Annotated in this window: 17 protein-coding genes (1 of these 17 cut by a window edge); 11 read left to right on the forward strand and 6 right to left on the reverse strand. The window is 67.1% G+C overall.

Annotated features, from left to right (window positions below):
- From ACFVUS_RS31720 to ACFVUS_RS31730, 3 genes are all read left to right on the forward strand, one after another.
- Positions 1-4,953 carry the final stretch of a non-ribosomal peptide synthase/polyketide synthase gene (locus ACFVUS_RS31720; protein ID WP_387774944.1) on the forward strand. Its footprint begins 23,706 nt before the window's first position, so only the last 4,953 of its 28,659 coding nucleotides appear in the window; its start codon lies off the left edge, out of view; it ends in the stop codon at positions 4,951-4,953.
- Between the two features lie 15 nt (positions 4,954-4,968).
- Positions 4,969-5,187, forward strand: a complete 219-nt coding sequence (locus ACFVUS_RS31725; protein WP_375964537.1) for an MbtH family protein — start codon at positions 4,969-4,971, stop codon at positions 5,185-5,187.
- Positions 5,188-6,438: 1,251 nt separating this feature from the next.
- Positions 6,439-6,645, forward strand: coding sequence for a hypothetical protein (locus ACFVUS_RS31730; protein WP_387774948.1), 207 nt, complete (start codon positions 6,439-6,441; stop codon positions 6,643-6,645).
- Between the two features lie 21 nt (positions 6,646-6,666).
- On the opposite strand, the gene ACFVUS_RS31735 is transcribed toward ACFVUS_RS31730, so the two are convergent.
- Positions 6,667-7,875, reverse strand: a complete 1,209-nt coding sequence (locus ACFVUS_RS31735; protein WP_387774951.1) for a TetR/AcrR family transcriptional regulator — start codon at positions 7,873-7,875, stop codon at positions 6,667-6,669.
- A 178-nt stretch (positions 7,876-8,053) separates the two neighbouring features.
- Between ACFVUS_RS31735 and ACFVUS_RS31740 the strand changes: the two genes are divergently transcribed.
- A complete protein-coding gene (locus tag ACFVUS_RS31740) occupies positions 8,054-8,497 on the forward strand; it encodes an SRPBCC family protein (RefSeq protein ID WP_387774954.1) in 444 nt (147 codons plus the stop codon).
- A gap of 46 nt (positions 8,498-8,543) precedes the next feature.
- On the opposite strand, the gene ACFVUS_RS31745 is transcribed toward ACFVUS_RS31740, so the two are convergent.
- Positions 8,544-9,137 carry a TetR/AcrR family transcriptional regulator gene (locus ACFVUS_RS31745; RefSeq protein WP_387778389.1) on the reverse strand — a complete coding sequence of 198 codons (594 nt, stop codon included), beginning with the start codon at positions 9,135-9,137 and terminating at the stop codon, positions 8,544-8,546.
- 154 nt (positions 9,138-9,291) lie between these two features.
- Here ACFVUS_RS31745 and ACFVUS_RS31750 point away from each other — a divergent pair, with 154 nt between their 5' ends.
- Genes ACFVUS_RS31750 through ACFVUS_RS31775 form a run of 6 tightly spaced genes read left to right on the forward strand, consistent with a single transcriptional unit; the run spans position 9,292 to position 17,322 of the window.
- Positions 9,292-10,878 carry a carboxyl transferase domain-containing protein gene (locus ACFVUS_RS31750; protein WP_387774957.1) on the forward strand — a complete coding sequence of 529 codons (1,587 nt, stop codon included), beginning with the start codon at positions 9,292-9,294 and terminating at the stop codon, positions 10,876-10,878.
- Between the two features lie 8 nt (positions 10,879-10,886).
- A complete protein-coding gene (locus tag ACFVUS_RS31755) occupies positions 10,887-12,899 on the forward strand; it encodes a biotin carboxylase N-terminal domain-containing protein (protein WP_387774960.1) in 2,013 nt (670 codons plus the stop codon).
- Positions 12,896-14,056: an acyl-CoA dehydrogenase family protein gene (locus ACFVUS_RS31760; RefSeq protein WP_387774963.1), complete on the forward strand. Its 1,161-nt coding sequence runs from the start codon at positions 12,896-12,898 to the stop codon at positions 14,054-14,056. The genes ACFVUS_RS31755 and ACFVUS_RS31760 overlap by 4 nt, the downstream gene beginning before the upstream one ends.
- Positions 14,053-14,541, forward strand: a complete 489-nt coding sequence (locus ACFVUS_RS31765; protein ID WP_387774966.1) for a MaoC family dehydratase — start codon at positions 14,053-14,055, stop codon at positions 14,539-14,541. The genes ACFVUS_RS31760 and ACFVUS_RS31765 overlap by 4 nt, the downstream gene beginning before the upstream one ends.
- A complete protein-coding gene (locus ACFVUS_RS31770) occupies positions 14,542-15,375 on the forward strand; it encodes an HpcH/HpaI aldolase/citrate lyase family protein (RefSeq protein ID WP_387774969.1) in 834 nt (277 codons plus the stop codon).
- A 12-nt stretch (positions 15,376-15,387) separates the two neighbouring features.
- On the forward strand, positions 15,388-17,322 hold the full coding sequence (locus ACFVUS_RS31775; protein WP_387774972.1) for an acetoacetate--CoA ligase: 1,935 nt from the start codon (positions 15,388-15,390) through the stop codon (positions 17,320-17,322).
- Between the two features lie 41 nt (positions 17,323-17,363).
- On the opposite strand, the gene ACFVUS_RS31780 is transcribed toward ACFVUS_RS31775, so the two are convergent.
- The 4 genes from ACFVUS_RS31780 to ACFVUS_RS31795 form a co-directional block, all read right to left on the reverse strand.
- Positions 17,364-17,789 carry a DUF4254 domain-containing protein gene (locus tag ACFVUS_RS31780; RefSeq protein ID WP_387774975.1) on the reverse strand — a complete coding sequence of 142 codons (426 nt, stop codon included), beginning with the start codon at positions 17,787-17,789 and terminating at the stop codon, positions 17,364-17,366.
- A gap of 156 nt (positions 17,790-17,945) precedes the next feature.
- Positions 17,946-18,971: a TIGR03617 family F420-dependent LLM class oxidoreductase gene (locus tag ACFVUS_RS31785; protein WP_387774978.1), complete on the reverse strand. Its 1,026-nt coding sequence runs from the start codon at positions 18,969-18,971 to the stop codon at positions 17,946-17,948.
- 13 nt (positions 18,972-18,984) lie between these two features.
- On the reverse strand, positions 18,985-19,710 hold the full coding sequence (locus ACFVUS_RS31790) for an ABC transporter ATP-binding protein (RefSeq protein WP_387774981.1): 726 nt from the start codon (positions 19,708-19,710) through the stop codon (positions 18,985-18,987).
- A 26-nt stretch (positions 19,711-19,736) separates the two neighbouring features.
- The gene (locus ACFVUS_RS31795) at positions 19,737-20,795 is read right to left on the reverse strand and encodes an ABC transporter permease (protein WP_387774984.1); all 1,059 of its coding nucleotides are present in this window, start codon (positions 20,793-20,795) and stop codon (positions 19,737-19,739) included.
- 131 nt (positions 20,796-20,926) lie between these two features.
- Here ACFVUS_RS31795 and ACFVUS_RS31800 point away from each other — a divergent pair, with 131 nt between their 5' ends.
- Positions 20,927-22,081, forward strand: coding sequence for a sensor histidine kinase (locus ACFVUS_RS31800; protein ID WP_387774987.1), 1,155 nt, complete (start codon positions 20,927-20,929; stop codon positions 22,079-22,081).
- Positions 22,082-22,090 lie beyond the last annotated feature (9 nt).

The following is a 22,090-nucleotide window of genomic DNA, read 5'->3' on the forward strand; positions in this document are numbered from 1 at the left end:
CTGTGGCGCATCCTGGCGATTGGTGAGGCGCTGCCGGGCGCACTGGCCCAGCGCGTGCTGGCCGAGCGTCCGCGCACCGAGCTGTTCAACCTGTACGGCCCGACCGAAGCGGCGGTCTCGATCACCAATCACCGGGTCACCGATGCGGATCAGACCGCGGTGTCCATCGGCGCGCCCGAATGGAACAGCCGGGTGTACGTGCTGGACGCACGGCTGCGCCCGGTGCCGGTCGGGGTCTCCGGTGAGCTGTACCTGGCGGGTGCGCAGCTGGCGCGCGGCTACTTCGGCCGCGCGGATCTGACCTCGGATCGCTTCGTGGCCAACCCGTTCAGCGCGGGCGAGCGCATGTACCGCACCGGTGACCTGGTGGCCTGGAATGCCAAGGGCGAGTTGGACTACCGGGGTCGTACCGACTTCCAGGTGAAGATCCGTGGTTTCCGCATCGAGCTCGGTGAGATCGAGGCTGCGCTGCTGACGATGCCGGAGATCGCGCAGGTCGCGGTGCTGGCCAAGTCGGATCAGCGCACCGGTGACCGCCTGGTCGCCTACCTTGTTTCCTCCGACGCGAATGTCGATGTGGCTCAGGTGAAGTCGGCATTGTCGGCGACCCTGCCGTCGTACATGGTGCCCTCGGCGTTCGTGGTGCTGGACGCGCTGCCGTTGAACATCAACGGCAAGCTGGATCGAAAGGCGTTGCCCGAGCCCGAGTTCGAGACCACGGCATTCCGTGCACCGTCCACGCCGATCGAGGAGATCGTGGCGGGCGTGTTCACCGATGTGCTGGGCGTCGAACGCGTCGGCGCGGATGACGATTTCTTCGCCCTCGGCGGAAACTCGCTGCTGGCAACGCAGATCGTCGCCCGGATCGGCGCGGCGCTGGACAGCCGCATTCCGGTGCGCGCGCTCTTCGAGGCGTCCACCGTCGCCGAACTGGCCGCGAATGTCGCGCGGCAGTCGGGTGCGGGTGACCGCCGGGCCCTGGTGGCCCGGTCGCGCCCGGCGGCGATTCCGCTTTCCCCGGCCCAGCAGCGCATGTGGTTCCTGAACCAGTTCGACACCGAATCCGCCGCCTTCAACGTGCCCATCGCGGTCCGGCTGTCCGGTGCGCTGGATGTGCCCGCGCTGCGGACCGCCATCGCGGATCTGATTGCCCGGCACGAGATTCTGCGCACCGTCTACCCGATGACGGGGGAGTCGGACGCCGCGCGCCCCGCCCAGGTGATCCTGGCCCCCGCGCAGGCGACCCCGGAGCTCGAACTGCGCGTCGTCCCCGGCGCCGAACTCGAGGCCGTGCTCGACGAATTGGCCCGTATCACCTTCGACGTCACCGTGCAGGTGCCGGTCCGGGTGCTGCTGCTCGATATCGACGGCGCCGGAAACGATTACGTGCTCGCCATGGTCGTGCACCACATCTCCGGCGACGGTTCCTCGGTCGGCCCGCTGACCCGGGATCTCATGACCGCCTACGCCGCCCGGTCACGCGGTGTCCAGCCGGGCTGGACGGCGCTGCCCGTGCAGTACGCCGATTACGCCATCTGGCAGCGCGAGGTGCTCGGCGACGAAAGCGATCCGGAATCGCTGTTCGCCACCCAGGTCGGCTATTGGAAGTCGGCGCTGGCGGGACTGCCCGATCAGCTGGATCTGCCGTTCGATCGGCCGCGTCCGGCATCGCAGTCCCTCGAGGGCGGCAAGACGCCGGTGCTCATCGACGCCGAAACCCACCGTGCGCTGGTCGAACTCGCCCGCGCACAGGGCGCGACGCTGTTCATGGTGGTGCACACCGCCATCGCACTGCTGCTGGCCCGGTTGTCCGGCACCGGCGATATCGCCATCGGCACCCCGATCGCGGGTCGCGGCGAGGCCGCGCTCGACGATCTGGTCGGCATGTTCGGCAATACGCTGGTGTTCCGCACCGAGGTGGACGCCGCGGCCGCGTTCACCGAACTGCTGACCCGCCAGCGCGAGATCGATATCCAGGCGTTCGCGCATGCCGACGTGCCCTTCGAGCGTCTGGTCGAGGTCCTCAACCCGGTGCGATCGACCTCGCGCAATCCGCTCTTCCAGGTCGGCCTGTCGTTCCAGAATCTGGCGCGCACCCGGCTCGATCTGCCGGGGCTGACCGTCTCCGAGGTCGATTTCGACAATGTGATGGCGGCACTGGATCTGCACTGGATTCTGTCCGACGGGTACGAGCAGGACGGCACGCCCGCCGGTATCGCGGGCAATCTCGTATACGCCGGTGATCTGTTCGACGCGAGCACCGCGGTCGGGTTCACCGAGCGACTCGGTCGCCTGCTGGCCGCCATCGTGGCGGATCCGACCCGCCCGGTCGGTGATATCGATATTCTCGAGCGCGCCGAGCTGGATCGAATCCTGCTGGGCCGTAACGAAACCCGACATGAGATCGTCGACGAGCCGCTGCTCGCCGGTTACCGCCGGACGGTGGCCGCGCATCCGGACGCGATCGCGGTGGTCTACGAGGGCATCGAGCTCACCTATCGCGAATTCGACGAGCGGGTCAATCGACTGGCCCGGTTGCTCATCGCCCAGGGTGTCGGCACGGAATCCGTTGTGGCGGTCGCGATTCGGCGCTCGCTGGATCTGGTGGTCGGGCTCTACGCCGTGCTGTCGGCGGGTGGGGTGTACGTACCGCTGGATCCGGACCATCCCGCCGACCGCATCGCGAATATCTTCGACACCGCCCAGCCGGTCTGCCTGCTCACCAACACCGCCGACGCGGTGTGCGCGCCCGCGGGCGTTCCGGTACTGAACCTGGACGAGCTCGAGCTGGACCGGTTCTCGGCCGCACCGGTACGGCCGGAGGAACTGCTGCGCCCCATCACCGATGAGAACCTGGCCTACATCATCTTCACCTCGGGTTCCACCGGCAGGCCCAAGGGCGTCGCCACCGGGCACTGGGCCATCCACAACCAGATCGAGTGGATGCTCGCCGAATATCCGATGACGCCGGCGGACGCGTATCTGTTCAAGACCGCGACCACCTTCGACGTCTCGCTGTGGAGCATCTTCATGACCATGCGGGTCGGGGCGACGCTGGTCATCGCCGCGCCCGGCGGGCACCTGGACACCGCCTACATCGCGGATGTCATCGCGGCCCAGCGTGTCACGATGGTGGACTTCGTGCCCTCCATGCTCACGGTCTTCGCCGCGCACACCCCGGCGGGTTCGCTGACGACCCTGCGCGATGTGTTCGTCATCGGTGAGGCATTGCCGCCGGAGACGGTGACCTCGACACTGGCGCTGGGCGCCGGGGTGCAGGTGCACAACCTGTACGGCCCGACCGAGGCCGCGATCTCGACCACCTACTGGAAGGCGACCGGCGGCGAGACCCGCTCGGTTCCGATCGGCCTACCGCAGTGGAACACCCAGGTCTACGTCCTGGACGCGCGGCTGCGTCCGGTGCCCGCCGGGGTGCCCGGCGAGCTCTACCTGGCCGGCGACCAGTTGGCACGCGGTTATGAGCGCCGACCGGATCTGACCTCGGATCGGTTCGTGGCCAACCCGTTCGGTGTCGGCGCGCGCATGTACCGCACCGGCGATCTGGTGCGCTGGAACGCCGCCGGAGCACTGGAGTACATCGGCCGCACCGACTTCCAGGTGAAGTTCCGCGGTCAGCGCATCGAGCTCGGCGAGATCGAGATGGCGCTGCTGGCGCATCCGGCGGTGAGTCAGGTGGTGGTGCTGGTGGTGCCGACGGCGCTGGGCGATCAGCTCGTGGCGTACGCGGTGCCGGTGCCCGGCGCGGTCATCGATCCCGTCGGACTGCGGTCCACGGCGGCGGAGGCCCTGCCCGCCTACATGGTTCCGGCCCAGGTCATCGTGCTCGAGGCATATCCGCTCAACGCCAATGGCAAGCTGGAACGCCGGGCACTGCCGGAGCCGGTCTTCACCGGCCGCGAATTCCGGTCGCCCGAAACCGAGCTGGAGATCAAGGTCTGCGCGGCCTTCGCCGAGGTGCTGAAGTCCGAGCGAATCGGCCTGGATGACAACTTCTTCGAGCTCGGCGGAACCTCGCTGGTTGCCGTGCAACTGGCGGCTCGGCTCAGTGCCGCTGTCGGTGAGCGTGTTCCGGTGACCTGGTTGTTCTCCGCTTCCACCCCGGCGGCCCTGGTCGCCGAATTGGAAAGGGCCACCGGCGGTCTGGGCGAGAGTGCCTTCCAGGTGCTGCTGCCGCTGCGCACCGGCGGATCCGGCGAACCGCTGTTCTGCATCCACCCGGTCGGCGGCATCTCCTGGTCGTTCGCCGGACTGGCCGCACACCTGGACGAGGACCGGCCCATCTACGGTCTGCAATCGCCCACCCTGGCCACGGATGTGCCGCTGCCGGCCTCCATCGACGAATGGGCGGCGCGGTACGTGCGGGAGATTCGCGCCGTACAGCCCGAGGGCCCCTACCACCTGCTCGGCTGGTCGCTCGGCGGTGTGCTGGCGCATTCGGTCGCGGTGCAGCTCCAGGCGCTGGGACAGGAGGTGCCGACGCTGGCCATTCTGGACAGCTGGCTCGGCGGGGACACCGAAGCCACCGGGCCGGTACGCATTCCGGTCGCCGAGGTGCTCGGCGGTCTGTTCGCCGGACAGGTCGAACTGGGCGACGGTGATATGGATCCGGAGGAGCTGGCCCAGAAGCTGGCCGGACTTCCCGAACCGTTCGCATCCCTGGGCACGGACCGGCTGACCCGGATGGTGCGCACCGGTGTCGACTCGCTCGCGCTCATCGGCGCGTACCGGCCCGAGCGCTTCAAGGGTGAACTGCGGTACTTCGCTGCCGCCCTTGATGATCCGAGCTGCACGGAAGGCGTGTCCACCTGGACCGATGCCATCGACGGCGTGCTGCACACCCATGCGGTGCAGGCCACGCACTGGCGCATGACCGAACCCGCGGCGCTGGCCGATATCGCCCGGGTGCTGAACCACTCTTCGAATCCCTTGTGAGAAAGGCACTTCGCGATGAGCAATCCCTTCGATGACGACGACGCGCAGTTCTACGTACTGGTGAACGAGGAGGCGCAGCATTCGCTGTGGCCGATCTTCGCCGCCATCCCCGGTGGCTGGACCATCGCGCACGGACCGGCGCAACGTCGTACCTGCCTCGACTACGTCGAAACCCACTGGACCGATATGCGCCCCAAGTCCCTGGCCGACGCCATGGCCACCGAGGTCGACTGAATCGGTTCGAAAATCTCTGCGGCCCAACAACTCCGCAGTAAGGACTCGGGGCGCGAGCGCGCCCCGTGCGGCGGTCCCGGCGCATTCACTGGTGATCCAGGCGAACAGTCTTCGGGGGTCTGTCCGCGAACGAAGAAAGGAAGCACATGACCACTCCTCCTGCTACCGATCCCACCGGCGGCGTCGACATCGGCGGCATCCTGACCACCCTGCTCAAGTTCCTGAGCGGTGGCTCGACCGCCAGCTACACCCCGCACTGATCAGTAGCTCTCCCAACACTTTTCGAAAGGATTCAGAAGATGCTCAGTGGCAGCGGCTTCACCGACCTGCTCATGGCCTTCGCCCACCTGGTCGGCTCGGGTTCGTCCACCTCGGTCACCCAGCCCACCCCGCCGGTGACCACCCCGGTCGTCTAGGAGCCCAAATGTTCACTGGCAGCATGGTTAACGACCTCTTCGCCACCCTGGCCAAGATGCTCGGCACCGGCTCCTCCTACACCCTTCCGCCGCAGTAGCGACCGGAAAGGTCGTGAGGCCGCCAGCGCGCAACGCCCTGGCGACCCCACATTCCACCTGAATAAGCGCCGCGATGTACCGTTCCACCACTCCCTGCCGGACCGGTACATCGCGGCGTCCAGGCATTCCGAGTATCTCAGCTACCTCGCTTCGGTAGTCCCGCTCCCGTCGATCGATACAGTGCGGTGATATCGGCGCATCCGATAGCGGGGCCGGTGACATCGAATGCGTTGGGCCGCCCGCTTTTGTGGAGTTCGCGCTCCCGGGGTCCGCTCGGCCCGCGATCCATGCCATTTGCAACCGATTGGTATCTAATAGCGGCGCGGTTTCCCGCTGCTTCCCGGGCTCATCCTCCGGTAGGTGTTCGCTCGGTGTGTCGACCGATTCGAGCGCGAGTCGCGGTGGCTAACCGGATAATTCGGACACATTATTGCGTGCTGTGCACATCGCGGCCGATCGGATTCAACGCGATTCCGCACGTCGATCAGTGATTCCGGGTCGATAGCGGCTGTGAAAAGTTGTGCGTTATTCCGCCGCGAATTCGACTCACCCCCTTCACTTCCTGCATTCGCGAATGTTTGGCAAATATATTTGTGCGGAAGGCAAGGCATAGTCGTCGCGTAACAGGCCCGGAAGTGTGGGAGCGAATACTTTTCGATAGGGCGCAACGAAGGGATTTCCAATGATGACGGTTACGGAATCCACTGAGCAGCCAGGGGTCACGGAGAGGAACACGATGAGCCGGAGCATTACGGTCGAGCCGCAGACCGTCGGTCTCTACTGGGACCGCGACGGTGATATCTGGCAGCGTGAGGAAGCCGGTTGGCGCCTCATCCTGCAGAGCGGAGTCGCCGTGGATCCGATCTCGTTGTGGGAGTGGGAGGCCGGTCACGTGGTCGACTACGCGCCGTTCACCCCCATGTCCGTCTTCACCCCAGCGTAGAACCCCGCCGGTGCGGCGTGGCTACGCCCGCGCCGCACCGAAGAGGGTGACCTCCATCAATCGGATCACCCTTTCCTGCGGGCAGATTCGCGGATCGTCCCCGAACACCCGGCCCATATCGACCACCAATCCGAACCCGGCGTGCACCAGGATTCTGGCCTCGCCCTCGGAGAGTTCCGGGCGCACCGCCACCAGCAGCCGCACCCATTCGGCCACGATCAGCCGCTGCACATTGCGCAGCATCGTGCGCTCATCGGGTGAGACGTGGCTGAATTCCGCGTAATACACATAGGTGAGCTCGCGTTCGGCGAACGAGCCCGCGACATAGAGGTCGACGAGTTTGCCCAGCGCCTCGGCCGGAGTCGCCGAGGACGACACCGCCGGGCCGATCGCCCCGGACACCCGATCGGCCGCGCGCCGGAAGGCCGCCGCCAGCAGATCACCCTTGCTCCGGTAGTACCGGTACACCGCCGAGGCCGCGGACAGATCGGCCGCGGAAGCGATGTCCTCCACGCTCACATTGGGATATCCGCGCTGGTGGAAGAGCTCGACGGCCTTCTTCAACAGCAGTTCGTGCTTGAACGACTGCGGGATCTCGGTGGCCCGCGGCGGGTTGGCATCGGTGCCGGGCGGCGGTAGTTCGGCGGCGATGAGCGCGTCGCAGGCCGAATGCAGCAGCGCGGTCAGCGCTTTCACCGGCAGCGCCGCGTGATGGTCGCCGATGCTGCTGACCACGCTGAAGATGGCCACCGCCCGCACGGCGCGATCCTGCTCGTCCAGCTCCGGGCGTACCGCGCCGATGAGATCGCGCAGCACCTTCAGAGCCGCGGTGAACTGATCCGAGAGTGTCTGCCGATCGGTGTCGTCCAGGTACCGCTGCTCCCAGCGCAACAGGGTGACGGTGGCGCGATTGGCGATGGTCTCGGCGAGGATCCGATCCAACACGCTGGACAGGCGTGCCTGCGGGTCGAGGCCCGCGCTGTCCTGCGGCGGTGTGGTCGCGTCGACGGTGAGCTGACCCAGTCGCAGCAACTCCTCGCGGAACAGTGCGTACTTGCTCGGGTAGTGCCGATACAGTGCGGCCGAGGAGATTCCGAGCCGCGCGGCGATATCCTCCATGCTCACCCCGTGATAGCCGAGTGAGCCGAAGGCGGCCGCCGAGGTGGCGGCGATCTGGGCGCGCCGGTTCTTCGGGCGGCGGCGGATCACACGCTGCTCCTCGACATTCATGCCCGTAATGGTAGTCACCAGGTCTTTTGCCGCCCTGCCGGGTTCGGGAGGGCTGTCCTTGCAGGCGAAAGCACAAGGCGCTCATCCGATTCGGCGTTTCGCACGCGTTTCGTTCTACGATCGGCGGCCCATCTCGTAGGCTGCGCAGAGGTTAGGGCGAGATCAGGATGGAGCCGGCATGCGCACGGTCGATGTTCAGCGCACGATCCGGGCTCCACTCCCGGATGTCTTCGACTGGCTCACCGATGCGACCAACTATCAGCGCGTACCCATGGTCCGGCGGGTAACCCTGGTCCGCCCCGGCGACACCAACGGCCACGGCGCCGGCGCAGTCCGACTCATCGTCACCCCGCTGATCCGCCTCACCGAGGAAATCGTCGAGTACGAACCCCACCGCATCATGCGCTACCGACTCCTGAAATCCGTTCCCCCACTACGACATCAGGAAGGCTTCATCGCCTTCGAAGAGGTAGCCCGCGGCACCCGAGTCCGCTGGTTCTCCACCTTCGAGATAGCCACCCCGGTCTGCGCGGGCCTAGCCACCGCCCTCTTCCTCCCCGCCATCAAGGGCGGCTTCCTCATGGTGCTGCGCACCGCCGAGCGCGAACTCCGCGGCGTGTGAACATGATTCCCGAGATTTCCCGCAGACCCGAAGCGGCACAACCGGATTAGCCCAGCAGTGCCGCCAGTGCCATTCGGCGCAGGACCGGTCGAGCCCGAGTCGCGGTCACCGCCGGAGCGCTGTGCGGGGTGGAGTTGATCAGGCCGAAGGTGGCGTGCGCCTGCATGCGGGCCGTGGCCTCGGGGAGGGCGGGGTGTAGTTCGCGCAGGACCGCGACCCAGACCTCGACGTACTGGCGCTGGGTGCGGCGAACCTGGCGTCGGGCGGCTTCGGGCAGGTTCTCCAGGTCGCGGTCCTGGATGCGAATGAGTTCGGGCTCGCCGAGGGCGAAGTCGAGGTGGAAGTCGATGAGGGCGTCCAGTGCTTCGGCGGGGGAGGTGGCGGCTGTCGCCACCGCGCGGCCGCCGTCCAGCAGGCGCTGGCTGATGCCGACCAGCAATTCCACCAGCAGCGCTTCCTTATTGGGGAAGTGGCGGTACACCGCCGGGCCGCTGATGCCCGCCGCCGCGCCGAGATCGTCCAGCCGCATACCGAGGAAGCCGCGGTCCGCGATCAGTCGTGCGCCGGCATCCAGCAATTGCTCGCGCCGCTGCGCCTTCAACTGTTCGCGCCGGGTGAGCGGCACCGCCGCGGCGGCCACGGCCTGGGTCGACGCGTCTGCCTGCGCCGGTCCCGGGGGCACGGTTTCCGTGCTGTTCACCGTGGCTCCCTCCTGCGGTTCTGGACAACTCAGTTAGTGAAGATTATCTTATTTTTGAGTTATTGGTGATTAACCGAGCCTTAGGGATGACGTCATGACGGTGGCTGGGGAGGTGCGCTCCGGGAACCGGGCCGCGCATCACGCGCTGGTCGAAGAGCTGCGCGAGCGCTTGGCCGTGAGCGCGCTGGGCGGACCGGACAAGGCCCGCGAGCGGCATCTGGCCCGCGGCAAACTGCTACCGCGACAGCGGGTGGATCAGCTGCTCGATCCCGGCTCGCCATTCCTGGAGCTGTCTCCGCTGGCGGCCACCGGGCTGTACGGCGACGAATGTCCGGGCGCGGGCGTGATCGGCGGCATCGGCCGGGTCTCGGGTCGCGAATGCGTGATCATCGCCAATGACGCGACGGTAAAGGGCGGCACCTACTACCCGATGACGGTCAAGAAGCATCTGCGGGCGCAGGAGGTGGCGTTGCAGAACAATCTGCCGTGCATCTACCTGGTCGACTCCGGTGGCGCGTTCCTGCCCAAGCAGGACGAGGTCTTCCCGGATCGCGAGCATTTCGGCCGCATCTTCTACAACCAGGCGAATATGAGCGCCAAGGGGATCGCGCAGATCTCCGCGGTCATGGGCTCCTGCACCGCGGGCGGCGCGTACGTCCCGGCCATGAGCGATGAGACCGTCATCGTGCGCAATCAGGGCACCATCTTCCTGGGCGGCCCGCCGCTGGTGAAGGCCGCCACCGGCGAGGTGGTCACCGCCGAGGAGCTGGGCGGCGGCGAATTGCATTCGCGCACTTCCGGTGTCACCGATCATCTGGCCGAGAGCGATCAGGACGCACTGCGCATCGTGCGCAACATCATCGCCACGCTCGGCCCGAAAACCGCCACGCCGTGGGAGGTTCGGCCCACCGTCGACGCCATCGCACCGCAGGACGAGCTGTACGACATCGTCCCCGTAGATCTCCGGACGCCCTACGACGTCCGCGATGTCATCACCCGCATGGTCGACGGCGGCGAATTCGCCGAGTTCAAGGCCGAATACGGCCGCACCCTGGTCACCGGCTTCGCGCACATCCACGGCCATCCGGTCGGCATCGTCGCCAACAACGGCGTGCTGTTCGCCGAATCCGCCATGAAGGGCGCGCATTTCATCGAGCTCTGCGATAAGCGCAAGATCCCGCTGCTGTTCCTGCAGAACATCACCGGTTTCATGGTCGGCCGCGATTACGAGGCGGGCGGTATCGCCAAGCACGGCGCGAAGATGGTCACCGCGGTGGCCTGCGCACGGGTGCCCAAGCTGACCGTCGTCATCGGCGGCTCCTACGGCGCGGGCAACTACTCCATGTGCGGTCGCGCGTATTCGCCGCGCTTCCTGTGGATGTGGCCGAACGCGCGCATCTCGGTGATGGGCGGCGAGCAGGCCGCGTCAGTGCTGGCCACCGTGCGCGGCGATCAGCTGGACGGCTCCGGCAAGCCGTGGTCGGACGAGGATCAGGAGGCGTTCAAGGCCCCTATCCGCGATCAGTACGAGGCGCAGGGCAATCCGTACTACTCCACCGCCCGGCTCTGGGACGATGGCGTCATCGATCCCGCCGATACCAGAACAGTTGTCGGCCTGGCGCTTTCGGCGTGCGCGCAAGCGCCGCTGGAAGACGTCTCCTACGGCGTCTTCAGGATGTGATCGCCTTGATGAACAAAGCTCACCCCGTCGCCTTCGATACGGTGCTGGTCGCCAATCGCGGGGAAATCGCGGTGCGGGTCATTCGCACCCTGCGCGCCATGGGAATTCGCTCGGTCGCGGTGTACAGCGATGCCGACGCGAACGCCCGGCACGTGCACGAGGCCGATATCGCCGTCCGGCTCGGACCCGCCCCGGCGCGTGAGTCGTACCTCGATATCGCCAAGGTGGTGGACGCGGCGGTGCGCTCGGGCGCGCAGGCCGTGCACCCGGGCTACGGATTCCTCTCGGAGAACGCGGCTTTCGCGGCGGCGCTGGACGCGGCCGATATCGTCTTCCTCGGGCCGCCCGCCCGCGCCATCGAGATCATGGGCGACAAGATCGCCGCCAAGAACGCGGTCTCCGCGTACGGCGTCCCCGTGGTGCCCGGTATCGCCCGACCCGGCCTCACCGATGCCGAATTGATCGAGGCGGCAACGGAAATCGGCTATCCGGTGCTGGTCAAACCGTCCGCCGGGGGCGGCGGCAAGGGTATGCGCCGGGTGGACGATCCGGCGCTGTTGCCCGAGGCGCTGCTGAGCGCACGCCGCGAAGCCGGGTCGGCCTTCGGTGACGACACCCTGTTCCTGGAGCGATTCGTGAACCGCCCCAGGCATATCGAGGTGCAGATCCTCGCCGACGAGTTCGGTCAGGTGCTGCATCTGGGTGAGCGCGAATGCAGTTTGCAGCGCCGCCACCAGAAGGTGATCGAGGAAGCGCCGTCACCGCTGCTCGATGCCCGCACCCGCGCCCGTATCGGCGCGGCGGCCTGCAATACCGCGCGCAGCGTCGACTATGTGGGCGCGGGCACCGTGGAGTTCATCGTCTCGGCCGATAAGCCGGACGAGTTCTTCTTCATGGAGATGAATACCCGGCTGCAAGTGGAGCATCCGGTCACCGAACTGGTCACCGGCGTCGACCTGGTGGAATGCCAGGTGCGCATTGCCGCCGGGCAGAAGCTGGCGGCCAGCCAGGAGGACATCAAGCTGACCGGGCACGCCATCGAGGCGCGCGTGTACGCCGAGGATCCGGGCCGGGGCTTCCTGCCCACCGGCGGTACGGTGCTCGCGCTGTCCGAGCCGGAAGGCAGGGGCGTGCGGGTGGATTCGGGCCTGCGCGCGGGGACCGTGGTCGGCACGGACTACGACCCGATGCTGTCCAAGGTCATCGCGCACGCGGGGGACCGCGCCACCGCGATCACGAAACTCGATGCGGCACTGCGCGATACCCAGATCCTCGGGGTGCGGGACAATATCGACTTCCTGCGCTTCCTGCTCGCCGACACCGATGTGCGCGCGGGGCATCTGGATACCGCCCTGCTGGACCTGCGCGTGGTCGATTACGTCCCGCCGGTCATCACCGACGCCCAATTCATCGCCGCCGCAACGGATCTGTGGCTGCGCCGCTGGCCGAGTGCGGCGGCCGACCTGTGGTCGACACCGAACGGCTGGCGCATCGGCGCGCACGCACCCACCGGATTCCGGCTCACCGGTGGCGATCGCACCGCGCACGTCTATCTGTCTGGAACACCGGACAATGCCCGGGCGTGGGTGGAGGATGGTGAAAAGTATTCCCTCACAGCCACTTCCGATGGCGAGTGGCTCACCCTCACCCTAGACGGGCTGCGTACCCGCTACCGCGTCGCCACCGGCGACGGCCAACTGTGGGTGGCCGACGCCACCGGCGTCGTGCAACTCCGCGAGGTCGCCGAAGCCGATATCCGCGGCGGCGGCGAACACGTCGGCGATGCCGAAATCAAGAGTCCCATGCCGGGTTCGGTCATCGCCGTGCCCGCGGCCCACGGCAGCGAGGTCGAGGCCGGGGCCCCGATCGTCATTGTCGAAGCCATGAAAATGGAGCACACCCTCACCGCCCCCGTGGCCGGTCGGGTGGAGGTGCTCGTCGAGCCCGGTGCCCAGGTCAAGCTGGAAGAGCTGCTGGCCCGCATCATCACCGCCGATTCCCAGGAGAACACCGCGTCATGACCGACTTCCTGTCCACCGGCACACTGCCGGACGAATACCGCGAACTGGCGCTCACCGTCCGCGATTTCGCCAATCAGGTGGTGGCCCCGGTCGCCGCGAAACACGATGCGGAGCACAGCTTCCCATACGAGGTCATCGCGGGTATGGCGGATATGGGCCTGTTCGGCCTGCCGTTCCCGGAGGAGTTCGGCGGTATGGGCGGCGACTACTTCGCGCTCTGCCTGGCCCTGGAGGAGCTCGGCAAGGTCGATCAGAGCGTGGCCATCACCCTCGAGGCCGGTGTCTCGCTGGGCGCCATGCCGATCTACCGCTTCGGCAATGACAAGCAGAAGCAGGAATGGCTGCCGCTGCTCGCCAGCGGTCGCGCGCTCGGCGCGTTCGGCCTCACCGAACCCGGTGCGGGCAGTGACGCGGGTGGCACCCGCACCACCGCCGTGCAGGACGGCGACAGCTGGATCATCAACGGCAGCAAGCAGTTCATCACCAATTCGGGCACCGATATCACCCGCCTGGTGACCGTCACCGCGGTGACCGGCACGACCGAGGGCAAGAAGGAGATCTCCACGATCATCGTGCCCGCCGACACCCCCGGATTCGTGGCCGAGCCCGCGTACAACAAGGTTGGCTGGAACGCCTCGGACACCCATCCGCTGAGCTTCACCGATGTGCGCGTCCCGGCCGAGAACCTGCTCGGCGAGCGCGGTCGCGGCTACGCCAACTTCCTGCGCATCCTCGATGAGGGCCGCATCGCCATTGCCGCGCTGTCGGTCGGCGCGGCACAGGGCTGCGTGGACGAGAGCGTCAAATACGCCAGGGAGCGCGAGGCGTTCGGCCGCCCCATCGGCAGCAACCAGGCCATTGCCTTCAAGATCGCCCGCATGGAGGTGCGCGCGCATATGGCCCGCACCGCCTACTACGACGCGGCCGCGCTCATGCTGTCCGGCAAGCCGTTCAAGAAGCAGGCCTCCATCGCGAAGCTGGTGGCCAGCGAGGCCGCCATGGACAATGCCCGCGACGCCACCCAGATTTTCGGCGGCTACGGCTTCATGAACGAATATGCTGTGGCACGGCACTATCGCGACAGCAAGATTCTCGAGATCGGCGAGGGCACCACGGAGGTGCAGTTGATGCTTATCGGGCGGGAGCTGGGTCTGTGACCGAACAGCAGGCGCAGGCGCGCCGGATCGTCCAGCGCGGCCTGTGGTTCGAGGAGTTCGAGACCGGTGTGGTGTACGAGCACCGGCCCGGCCGCACCATAACCGAAGCCGACAATGTGCTGTTCACGACGCTCACCATGAACACCCAGGCGATGCATCTGGACGCGGCGTTCGCGGCCACCCAGGAGCCGTTCCGGCAGGTGCTGGTGAACTCCATGTTCACCCTGTCCACGCTGGTGGGCCTGTCGGTGGCGCAGCTGACCCAGGGCACCATCGTGGCCAATCTCGGCTTCTCCGAAATCGCCTTTCCCAAACCGCTTTTCCACGGTGACACGCTGTACGCCGAAACCGTGGTCACCGACCTGCGGGAATCCAAGAGCCGTCCGGGGGAGGGCATCGTGACCTTCGCGCACACCGGCCGTAATCAACACGGGGACGTGGTGGCGACGGCCGTCCGCAAAACCCTGGTGAGAAAGCAGAAATAGATGAGCTGGGAGCTGCCCGGACCGGCGTGGCTGTTCTGTCCCGCGGATCGCCCCGAGCGCTACGCCAAAGCAGCCGCCGCGGCCGACGTGGTGATCATCGATCTGGAAGACGGTGTGGCCGAAGCGGATAAGGCGGCCGCCCGCGAGGCGCTGATCGCCACCCCGCAGGATCCCGAACGCACCGTCATCCGGGTGAACGCGGCGGGCACCGTCGAGCACATGCTCGATCTCGATGCCCTGCTGCGCACCGAGTACCGGCGGCTCATGCTCCCCAAATGCGAATCGGCGGAACAGATTACGCGGCTGGCCGATTACGAGGTGATCGCGCTCATCGAATCCCCGCTGGGCGCGATGGCGGTCGGGCGCGCGGTCATGGTGCGCAATGCCATCGGCGTCATGTGGGGCGCGGAGGATCTGGTCGCGGCGCTGGGCGGCAATTCCAGCAGGCATGCCGACGGCGGCTATCGGGATGTGGCGCTGCATGTGCGCTCGCAATCGCTGTTGGCCGCCAAGGCATATGGCAAATTCGCACTCGATTCGGTGTTCCTGAATATCCCGGATCTGGATGGACTGGCGGCGGAGTCGCAGGACGCGGTCGCCGTCGGATTCGACGCCAAGGTCGCCATTCATCCGAGTCAGATCCCGGTCATCCGGCGCGCCTACGCGCCGGTGCCCAAGGAAGTCGATTGGGCGCAAAGGCTTTTGGCCGAGGTGCCGAACCATCGGGGTGTATTCACCTTCGAGGGCCGCATGGTGGATATGCCGGTCATCCGGCATGCCGAGCGGATCGTGCAGCGCGCGCAGGTCGCGGACAGCGCCGGATTCGCGTCGTAGGAGGTAGTGCAGGTGGAACCACAGTGGGTGCCGTCCGCGGCGGATATCGCCGGGGCGCGGGTCACCGATTTCGCGACGTTCGTGACCGCGCGGACGGGGGAGTCGTTCCCGGACTACCAATCGCTCTGGCAGTGGTCGGTGGACAATGTGGCGGGCTTCTGGGGCGCGCTCTGGGATTATTTCGAGCTGGGGGAGCGCAGCGGCGCGGTGCTCGTGTCCACCGAAATGCCGGGCACCAAATGGTTTCCGGCACAGCAGTTGAACTATGTCGAGCAGGTGGTGCGCCAGGCGCGCACCGACCGGCCCGCCATTCTCGGCGTCGACGAGGACGGCAGCGTCATCGAGCTGTCCTGGGCCGAATTGCTGGGCGGTACGGCGGCTTTCGCCCGCGCCCTGCGGGAACTGGGGGTGGGCCGGGGTGATCGGGTGGCCGGTTACCTGCCGAATATCCCGCACGCCGTGATCGCGTTCCTGGCCACGGCCAGTATCGGGGCCGTCTGGAGTGCCTGCGGCCAGGACTATTCCGCGCAGGCCGCGCTGGATCGGCTCGGTCAGTTGGAGCCCAAGGTGCTGGTCACCGCGGACGGCTATCGCTTCGGCGGCAAGACGCACGACAAGACCGCCGATATCGCGGCATTGCGCGCCGGTCTGCCGTCGCTGGCCGTCACCGTGCTGGTGTCGCGCATCGGCGGGACACTGCCCGATGTGCTGGCCTGGGATGAGCTGCTCGCCGCGCCGGGCGGCCAAATCGATATCGCACCGGTGGATTTCGAGCATCCGCTGTGGGTGCTGTATTCCTCCGGTACCACCGGCAAGCCCAAGGGCATCGTGCACGGCCACGGCGGGGTGCTGCTGGAACACTTGAAAGCCGTTGCCCTGCAATCAGATATCGGGCGCGACGACACCTTCTTCTGGTACACCAGCCCGAGCTGGATGATGTGGAATTTCCAGGTCGCCGGGCTGCTGACCGGTGCGACCATCGTCACCTACGATGGCAGTCCGTCCACGCCGACCCCGGATGCGCTGTGGGCCATCGCCGCTCGCACCGGGGCCACGGTGGTGGGCACCAGTCCGGGCTATGTGCTGGCCTGCGCCAAGGCGGGCGTGGTGCCGCGCCGCGATCACGATCTGTCGGCGCTGCGCATGGTCGGCATCACCGGGTCCTCGCTGCCGCCGTCCTCGTCACTCTGGTTGCGCGACAACGTGGGTGAGCACATTCCGGTGGCCTCCATCAGCGGCGGCACCGATGTGGTCTCGGCCTTCATCGGCGGCGTGCGCACCGTCCCGGTCTGGCCCGGTGAACTCTCCGCCCCCTACCTGGGCGTGGCCTTGGACGCCTGGGACGAGAAGGGGCACCCCGTGCGCGGTGCGGTCGGCGAACTCGTCATCACCAAACCGATGCCCTCCATGCCGGTGCGCTTCTGGGATGACGAGGACGGATCCCGGTACCACGACGCCTATTTCGACATGTACCCCGGCGTCTGGCGGCACGGCGACTGGATCACCGTCAACGACCACGGCAGCATCACCGTGCACGGTCGCTCCGATTCCACCCTGAACCGGCACGGTATCCGCATGGGCAGTGCCGATATCTACCAGGTCGTGGAGGCGCTCCCCGAGGTGGCCGAGGCGCTGGTGCTTGGCATCGAACTCCCCGAGGGCCGCTACTGGATGCCGCTGTTCGTGGTTCCCGCCGCGGGCGTGGAACTCACCGACGAGGTCAAGGCGCGCATCAACACCGCCATTCGCGCCGAGGTATCCCCCCGCCACGTCCCCGACGAAATCATCACCGCCCCCGGTATTCCGCACACCCGCACCGGTAAGAAACTCGAAGTCCCGCTCAAGAAACTGTTCCAGGGCGCGGAACTGTCCAGGGTGGTGGCGCCCACGGCAGTGGACGATCCGGCGCTATTGACCTGGTATGCGCAACATACCCCGCCGAATTAGCCGATACCCCAACAATTTTCCGCGCTGCACTGCCCGGCCACTCAATGTGTGCCGGGCAGTCGCCGTCGCCCCGTGCACACCTCCGACGCCAAATCCTCATACCCGATCGCCAATTCGGCCAGCCGTTCCCAAATGCGGGTCAACTCCGGCCCCGATGCGTGCGCGAGCGCCGCATAGGCATGCGCGGTCAATTCCGCCAGCCGATCGATAACGGCCCCCATCGTCTCGGTATGCACGCGGGCGGCACCGTGCGAAGGTGGCAACCGCGACGTAACCCAGCAATCGATGGTATTCACCAATTCATCGCGCAGACTATCGAGTTCACCGCGAACATCCGGCCCGGCAGCCATCTTCCGCCCGTGTAACTCCGTCAATTCATGAGCCGCACTAAGTACCGGATGCCCCGGAAAACTGGACCCCCGGCAAGCCAGCAAAACCTGCCTCTTACTGGGAAGCGCTTCCCTCATCGCAACCCCTCCTCATCCGAGAACCGCGAATTCCAAGAACGCTATTCCCTCAAAATGACCACCCCGTAACCTCCACCCCAACACCCCATTTCACCCTCATCCCCACCCCCAACTCCCCGGAGTGAGCCCCACCCCCAATTCGACGTCGCGCCTTTCCTAGCTGATCGCGCGCACTTCGCTGAGCATGTCCTGGAATTGCCTGTCGTGGCTCGGGTCCGGGGGCACATCGAGGGCGATTCCGTCGCACAGGCCGGTGTACCACTTCGCCAGGATTGCGGGCAGGTCGCTGTAAGTGCCTTGGGGGACAAGGGCTTCCAGTAGATCGTCGGACAGCAGGTTGGGCAGGCCGGACCAGTTGCCCGCTTGCGCGCTGCTTGCCAGTGCGTCGGCCGTTTCGCTATGGCCGAGGCGGTCGAGGGTGCCGCGGTAGGCGGGGGTGGAATAGAGGAAGGCCAGTTCGGAGCGGAGTTTTTCGCGGGATTCGGCGAGTGATTCGACGTCGGGGCCGGTTATTACCTTGGGGACCACGATGATTCGGGGACCGTTGTCGGGGCGGGCGGCGCGTTGTGCGCCCGCGCGGAGGGCGGGCAGGACCTGGTCGGTCATGGAGAGGGGATGGGAGCCGGTGGGGTGGGCTACGAAGCCATCCGCGGTCGCGCCTGCCAGTTCGCACATGCGGGGACCTACGCCGCCCATCCAGAGGGTGGGTGGGGTTACGTCGAGGGGGCCGGGGTTGAAATATGGCTGTAGGCGGGTGAATTCGTAGTGGGAGCCGTGGTGGTCGAGGCGGGAGCCGGTGTGGAAGGAGTCGAAGATGGCGCGGAGGGCTGCGGCGTAGTCGGCTAGCTGGGCTACCGGATCGGTCCAGGTGGTGGAGTAGCGCCCGACTATATTGCCTCGCACCTGGGAGGCTATGCCGAGCTGGAAGCGGCCGCCGGAGAAGCGGGCCAGGTCCCAGGCGGCGTGGGCGGTGAGCATGGGGCTGCGGGGGAAGGCCACGACCATGCTGGTGCGGATGGTCAGGGCGGTGCTGTGTTCGGCGGCCAGGGTGCACACGCTGAATGGATCGCGCAGGGTTTCGGAGATGTGCACGGTGTCGAAGCCGAGGTCCTCGATGCGCCGGATACCCGCCGCCACCTCCGATAGCGAAGTGACGGCGGGCAGGGAGGTCACGAGTTCCATGGCATGCATGTTCTCAGGCGGGGATTTTCGCGGACTCGGGGGTGAGGACGCCGTCGACCATGCGGTGCACGGTGTCCATCTGGTGTAGGTGGGCGCGGTCGTGGGTGACCAGCAGGGTGGCGGCATAGTGCTCGCGGGCGATGCGGACGATCAGGTCGATGATGGCCGCGCCGCGTTCCTGATCCAGGGCGCTGGTAGGTTCGTCGATGATCAGCAGCGCCGGATCGTTCATCAGCGCGCGGGCGATATTCACGCGCTGGCGCTGGCCGCCGGACAGTTGCGCGGGCCGCTTGTTCTCATGGCCGGACAGGCCGACGGCGTCGAGCAATTCCCTTGCGTGCGAACGCGCTTCGCGGCGGCGAGCGGGGGAGACGAACCAGGTCTCACCCAGATGCGCCATGGCCTCGAGCTGCTCCAGCGCGGTCAACGCCGGAACCAGATTCGACTGCTGGAACACGATGCCGATCGAACGCCGCCGCAGATCGGTGGCGGCGCGACGGCTCAATGTCGCCAAATCCACGGTGCCACCGTCTGTTTCGAGTTCGATCCGGCCCGAGTCCGGGCGCACCAGGGTGGACACCGTCGCCAGCAGGGTGGACTTGCCCGAACCCGAGGGCCCGGTGATGGCGGCGATCTCGCCGCCGCGCACCGCGAGATTCACCCGGTTCAGCGCGGTGATGCGCTCACTGCCATCGGGAAAGGTCAGCGTGAGATCGGTTACCGTCAATGCGTTGGTCATCGCGAAACTCCTGTGGGACAAGCTGATCAGCGCGCCTGATTGAGGGCGGTGAGCGGGTCGGTGGTGGCGAGGAAGCGCAGCGCGAAGGCCGCGCCGAGCAGACCGAGCGCGATCAGCGCGGCGGCGGGATACAGCGTGGTGCTCACGCCCAGTACGAACGGCATCGCATCGCCGATGAAAAGGCTTGCCAGCGCGGTGATTCCGACGCCCACCCCGACACCGGCGATCAGTACCACCAGGGCCTGCCCCAGTGCGTCCCGAATCAGCGAACCGGTGGTCGCGCCGAGGGCCTTCAGCGTCGCGATGTCCGGCGTGCGCTGCACGGTCCACACCGTGAAGAAGGCGCCGATCACCAGCGCCGAAATGGCGAACAGCATGCCCGTCATCAAGGTCAGCGAACCGTTCTCGGCCTGATACGAACTCATGGCCGACAGCGAGCCCTTGGACGAGGTCGTGGTGGTGTGCGCGGCCGTGTTGATCGCGGACTCGTCGTGCACCCCGGAGACCGCCATGATGGTCGCCGCACCCGAGCGCGGATTGAGCGTCTGCCAATCGCCGAGCGTCATCCACACCACCGGGGTGTGCGCGTACCAGTCGTCCTCGGTCACGCTCCGCACCGTGAAGTTCCCCGCGCCCAGCGCGACGGTGTCACCCGGCCCGGCATCGAGATCCTTGGCCGCGGCCTTGGACAGCACCACCTGCCCGGCATCGGTTGCCACCCGATTGCCGAATGGCGTCCCCTGCACCCCGAACAGCGCGACCTGAGCGGGCGAGGCCCCATCGCGGGTGGCCCGGGTCCGGCTGATCCCGACCGGGTCGACGGTGCCGTCCGGCCCGGCGGCGGCCTGCCAGGCCCGCACCTGCTCATCGCTGAGCGTCGAGGAGTCGAAGGACGCCGCCGACCCGGTGTCGGCGAACACCACCGTGCTGGTCCGCAAGGACTGGATGGCCGAGATATTCTGGTGCCCCAACCCGGCGGTCAGCCCGCTCAAGAAGCTGACGAGCAGCGCGACCATGGTCACCACGAGGGCAATGAGCAGGAAGCGGCCGCGGGCGGCCCGCAGATCCCGGAGTGCTACGAACATGACTCCACTCTGGTGCGGATGCCCGGCGAATCCATCGCGCCGCGGGACGAATCCGCCCCCAGCCAAGGGTGGTCCGGCGTTTCCTACTTTCGATGGATGCCGCCCCGATTGCCCGGCATAAGCTGGTCGGCGTGCACCGATCGCCCCTCACCCCCGTCCTGTCCGCCGTGCAGCTGGGTCTGCACGCGCTGGTGGTGGCGCTGACGGCGGTGGTCGCGGCGCGGGCCATCATCGCGGACGCGCATCCCTATCTGGTGGTGGTGCTGTCCGGGGCGTTCCTCGGGGTGTACTTCGCCGGCGGCCTGTTCCGCCGCAGACTGGTGGCCGCCCGGGTGTGGCTGGTGGTGCTGACGCTGCTGTGGCTGGTGCTGGTGGCCTTCGTGCCCGAGGCCGTCTATCTCGTCTTCGGCCTGTTCTTCCTGTATTTGCATCTGCTGCCGCGTAACTGGGGCCTGGTGGCGGTCAGCGTCACCACCGTGGTGTCCGTGGTCGGGTTCGCCCTGCATCGCGGCTGGACCTTCGGCGGCATCATCGGCCCGCTGCTGGGCGCGCTGGTGGCGGTCGGCATCGGCCTCGGCTACGAGGCGCTGTTCCGCGAGGCCGCCGAACGCCAGCGCCTGATCGACGAATTGCTCACCACCAGAAACACTCTCGCGGAACAGGAGCGCACCGCGGGCAAGATGGCCGAGCGTGAACGCCTGGCCCAGGAGATCCACGACACCGTCGCGCAGGGCCTGAGCAGCATCCAATTGCTGCTGCACGCGGTGGAGCGCGCGGCCCCGGATCACCCGGCGCTGGCCAAGATTCGGCTCGCCCGCGAAACCGCCGCCGACAGCCTGGTCGAAACCCGCCATCTCATAGCCGAACTCACCCCCGCCGCCCTGGATGGCCAATCCCTCGCGGACGCGCTCACCCGAATCACCCAGCGCGCCACCGCTCCCGGACTGCATGCCGAAATGCTGGTCGAGGGTGATCCGCACGCACTGCCCATGCCCATCGAGGCCGCGCTGGTGCGCATCGCCCAGGGCGCGGTCTCGAATGTGGTGCGGCACGCGCAGGCCCAGCGCATGCGCGTCACCCTGACCTATGCGGGGGACGCGGTACACCTGGATGTGGTCGACGACGGCATCGGCATCGCCCCCGAGGTGCTGGCCCAATCACCCTCCGGCAGTTTCGGTCTCACCGCCATGCGCAATCGAGTGGAGCAGCAGGGCGGCACCATGGAGGTGGAGTCCGAACCCGGGCACACCGCCGTCACCGTCTCGTTCCCGCTGGAGGAGCAGTGACTTCCGCTG

It is taken from the genome of Nocardia sp. NPDC058058 (assembly GCF_042885355.1).
Taxonomy (GTDB): Bacteria; Actinomycetota; Actinomycetes; order Mycobacteriales; family Mycobacteriaceae; genus Nocardia.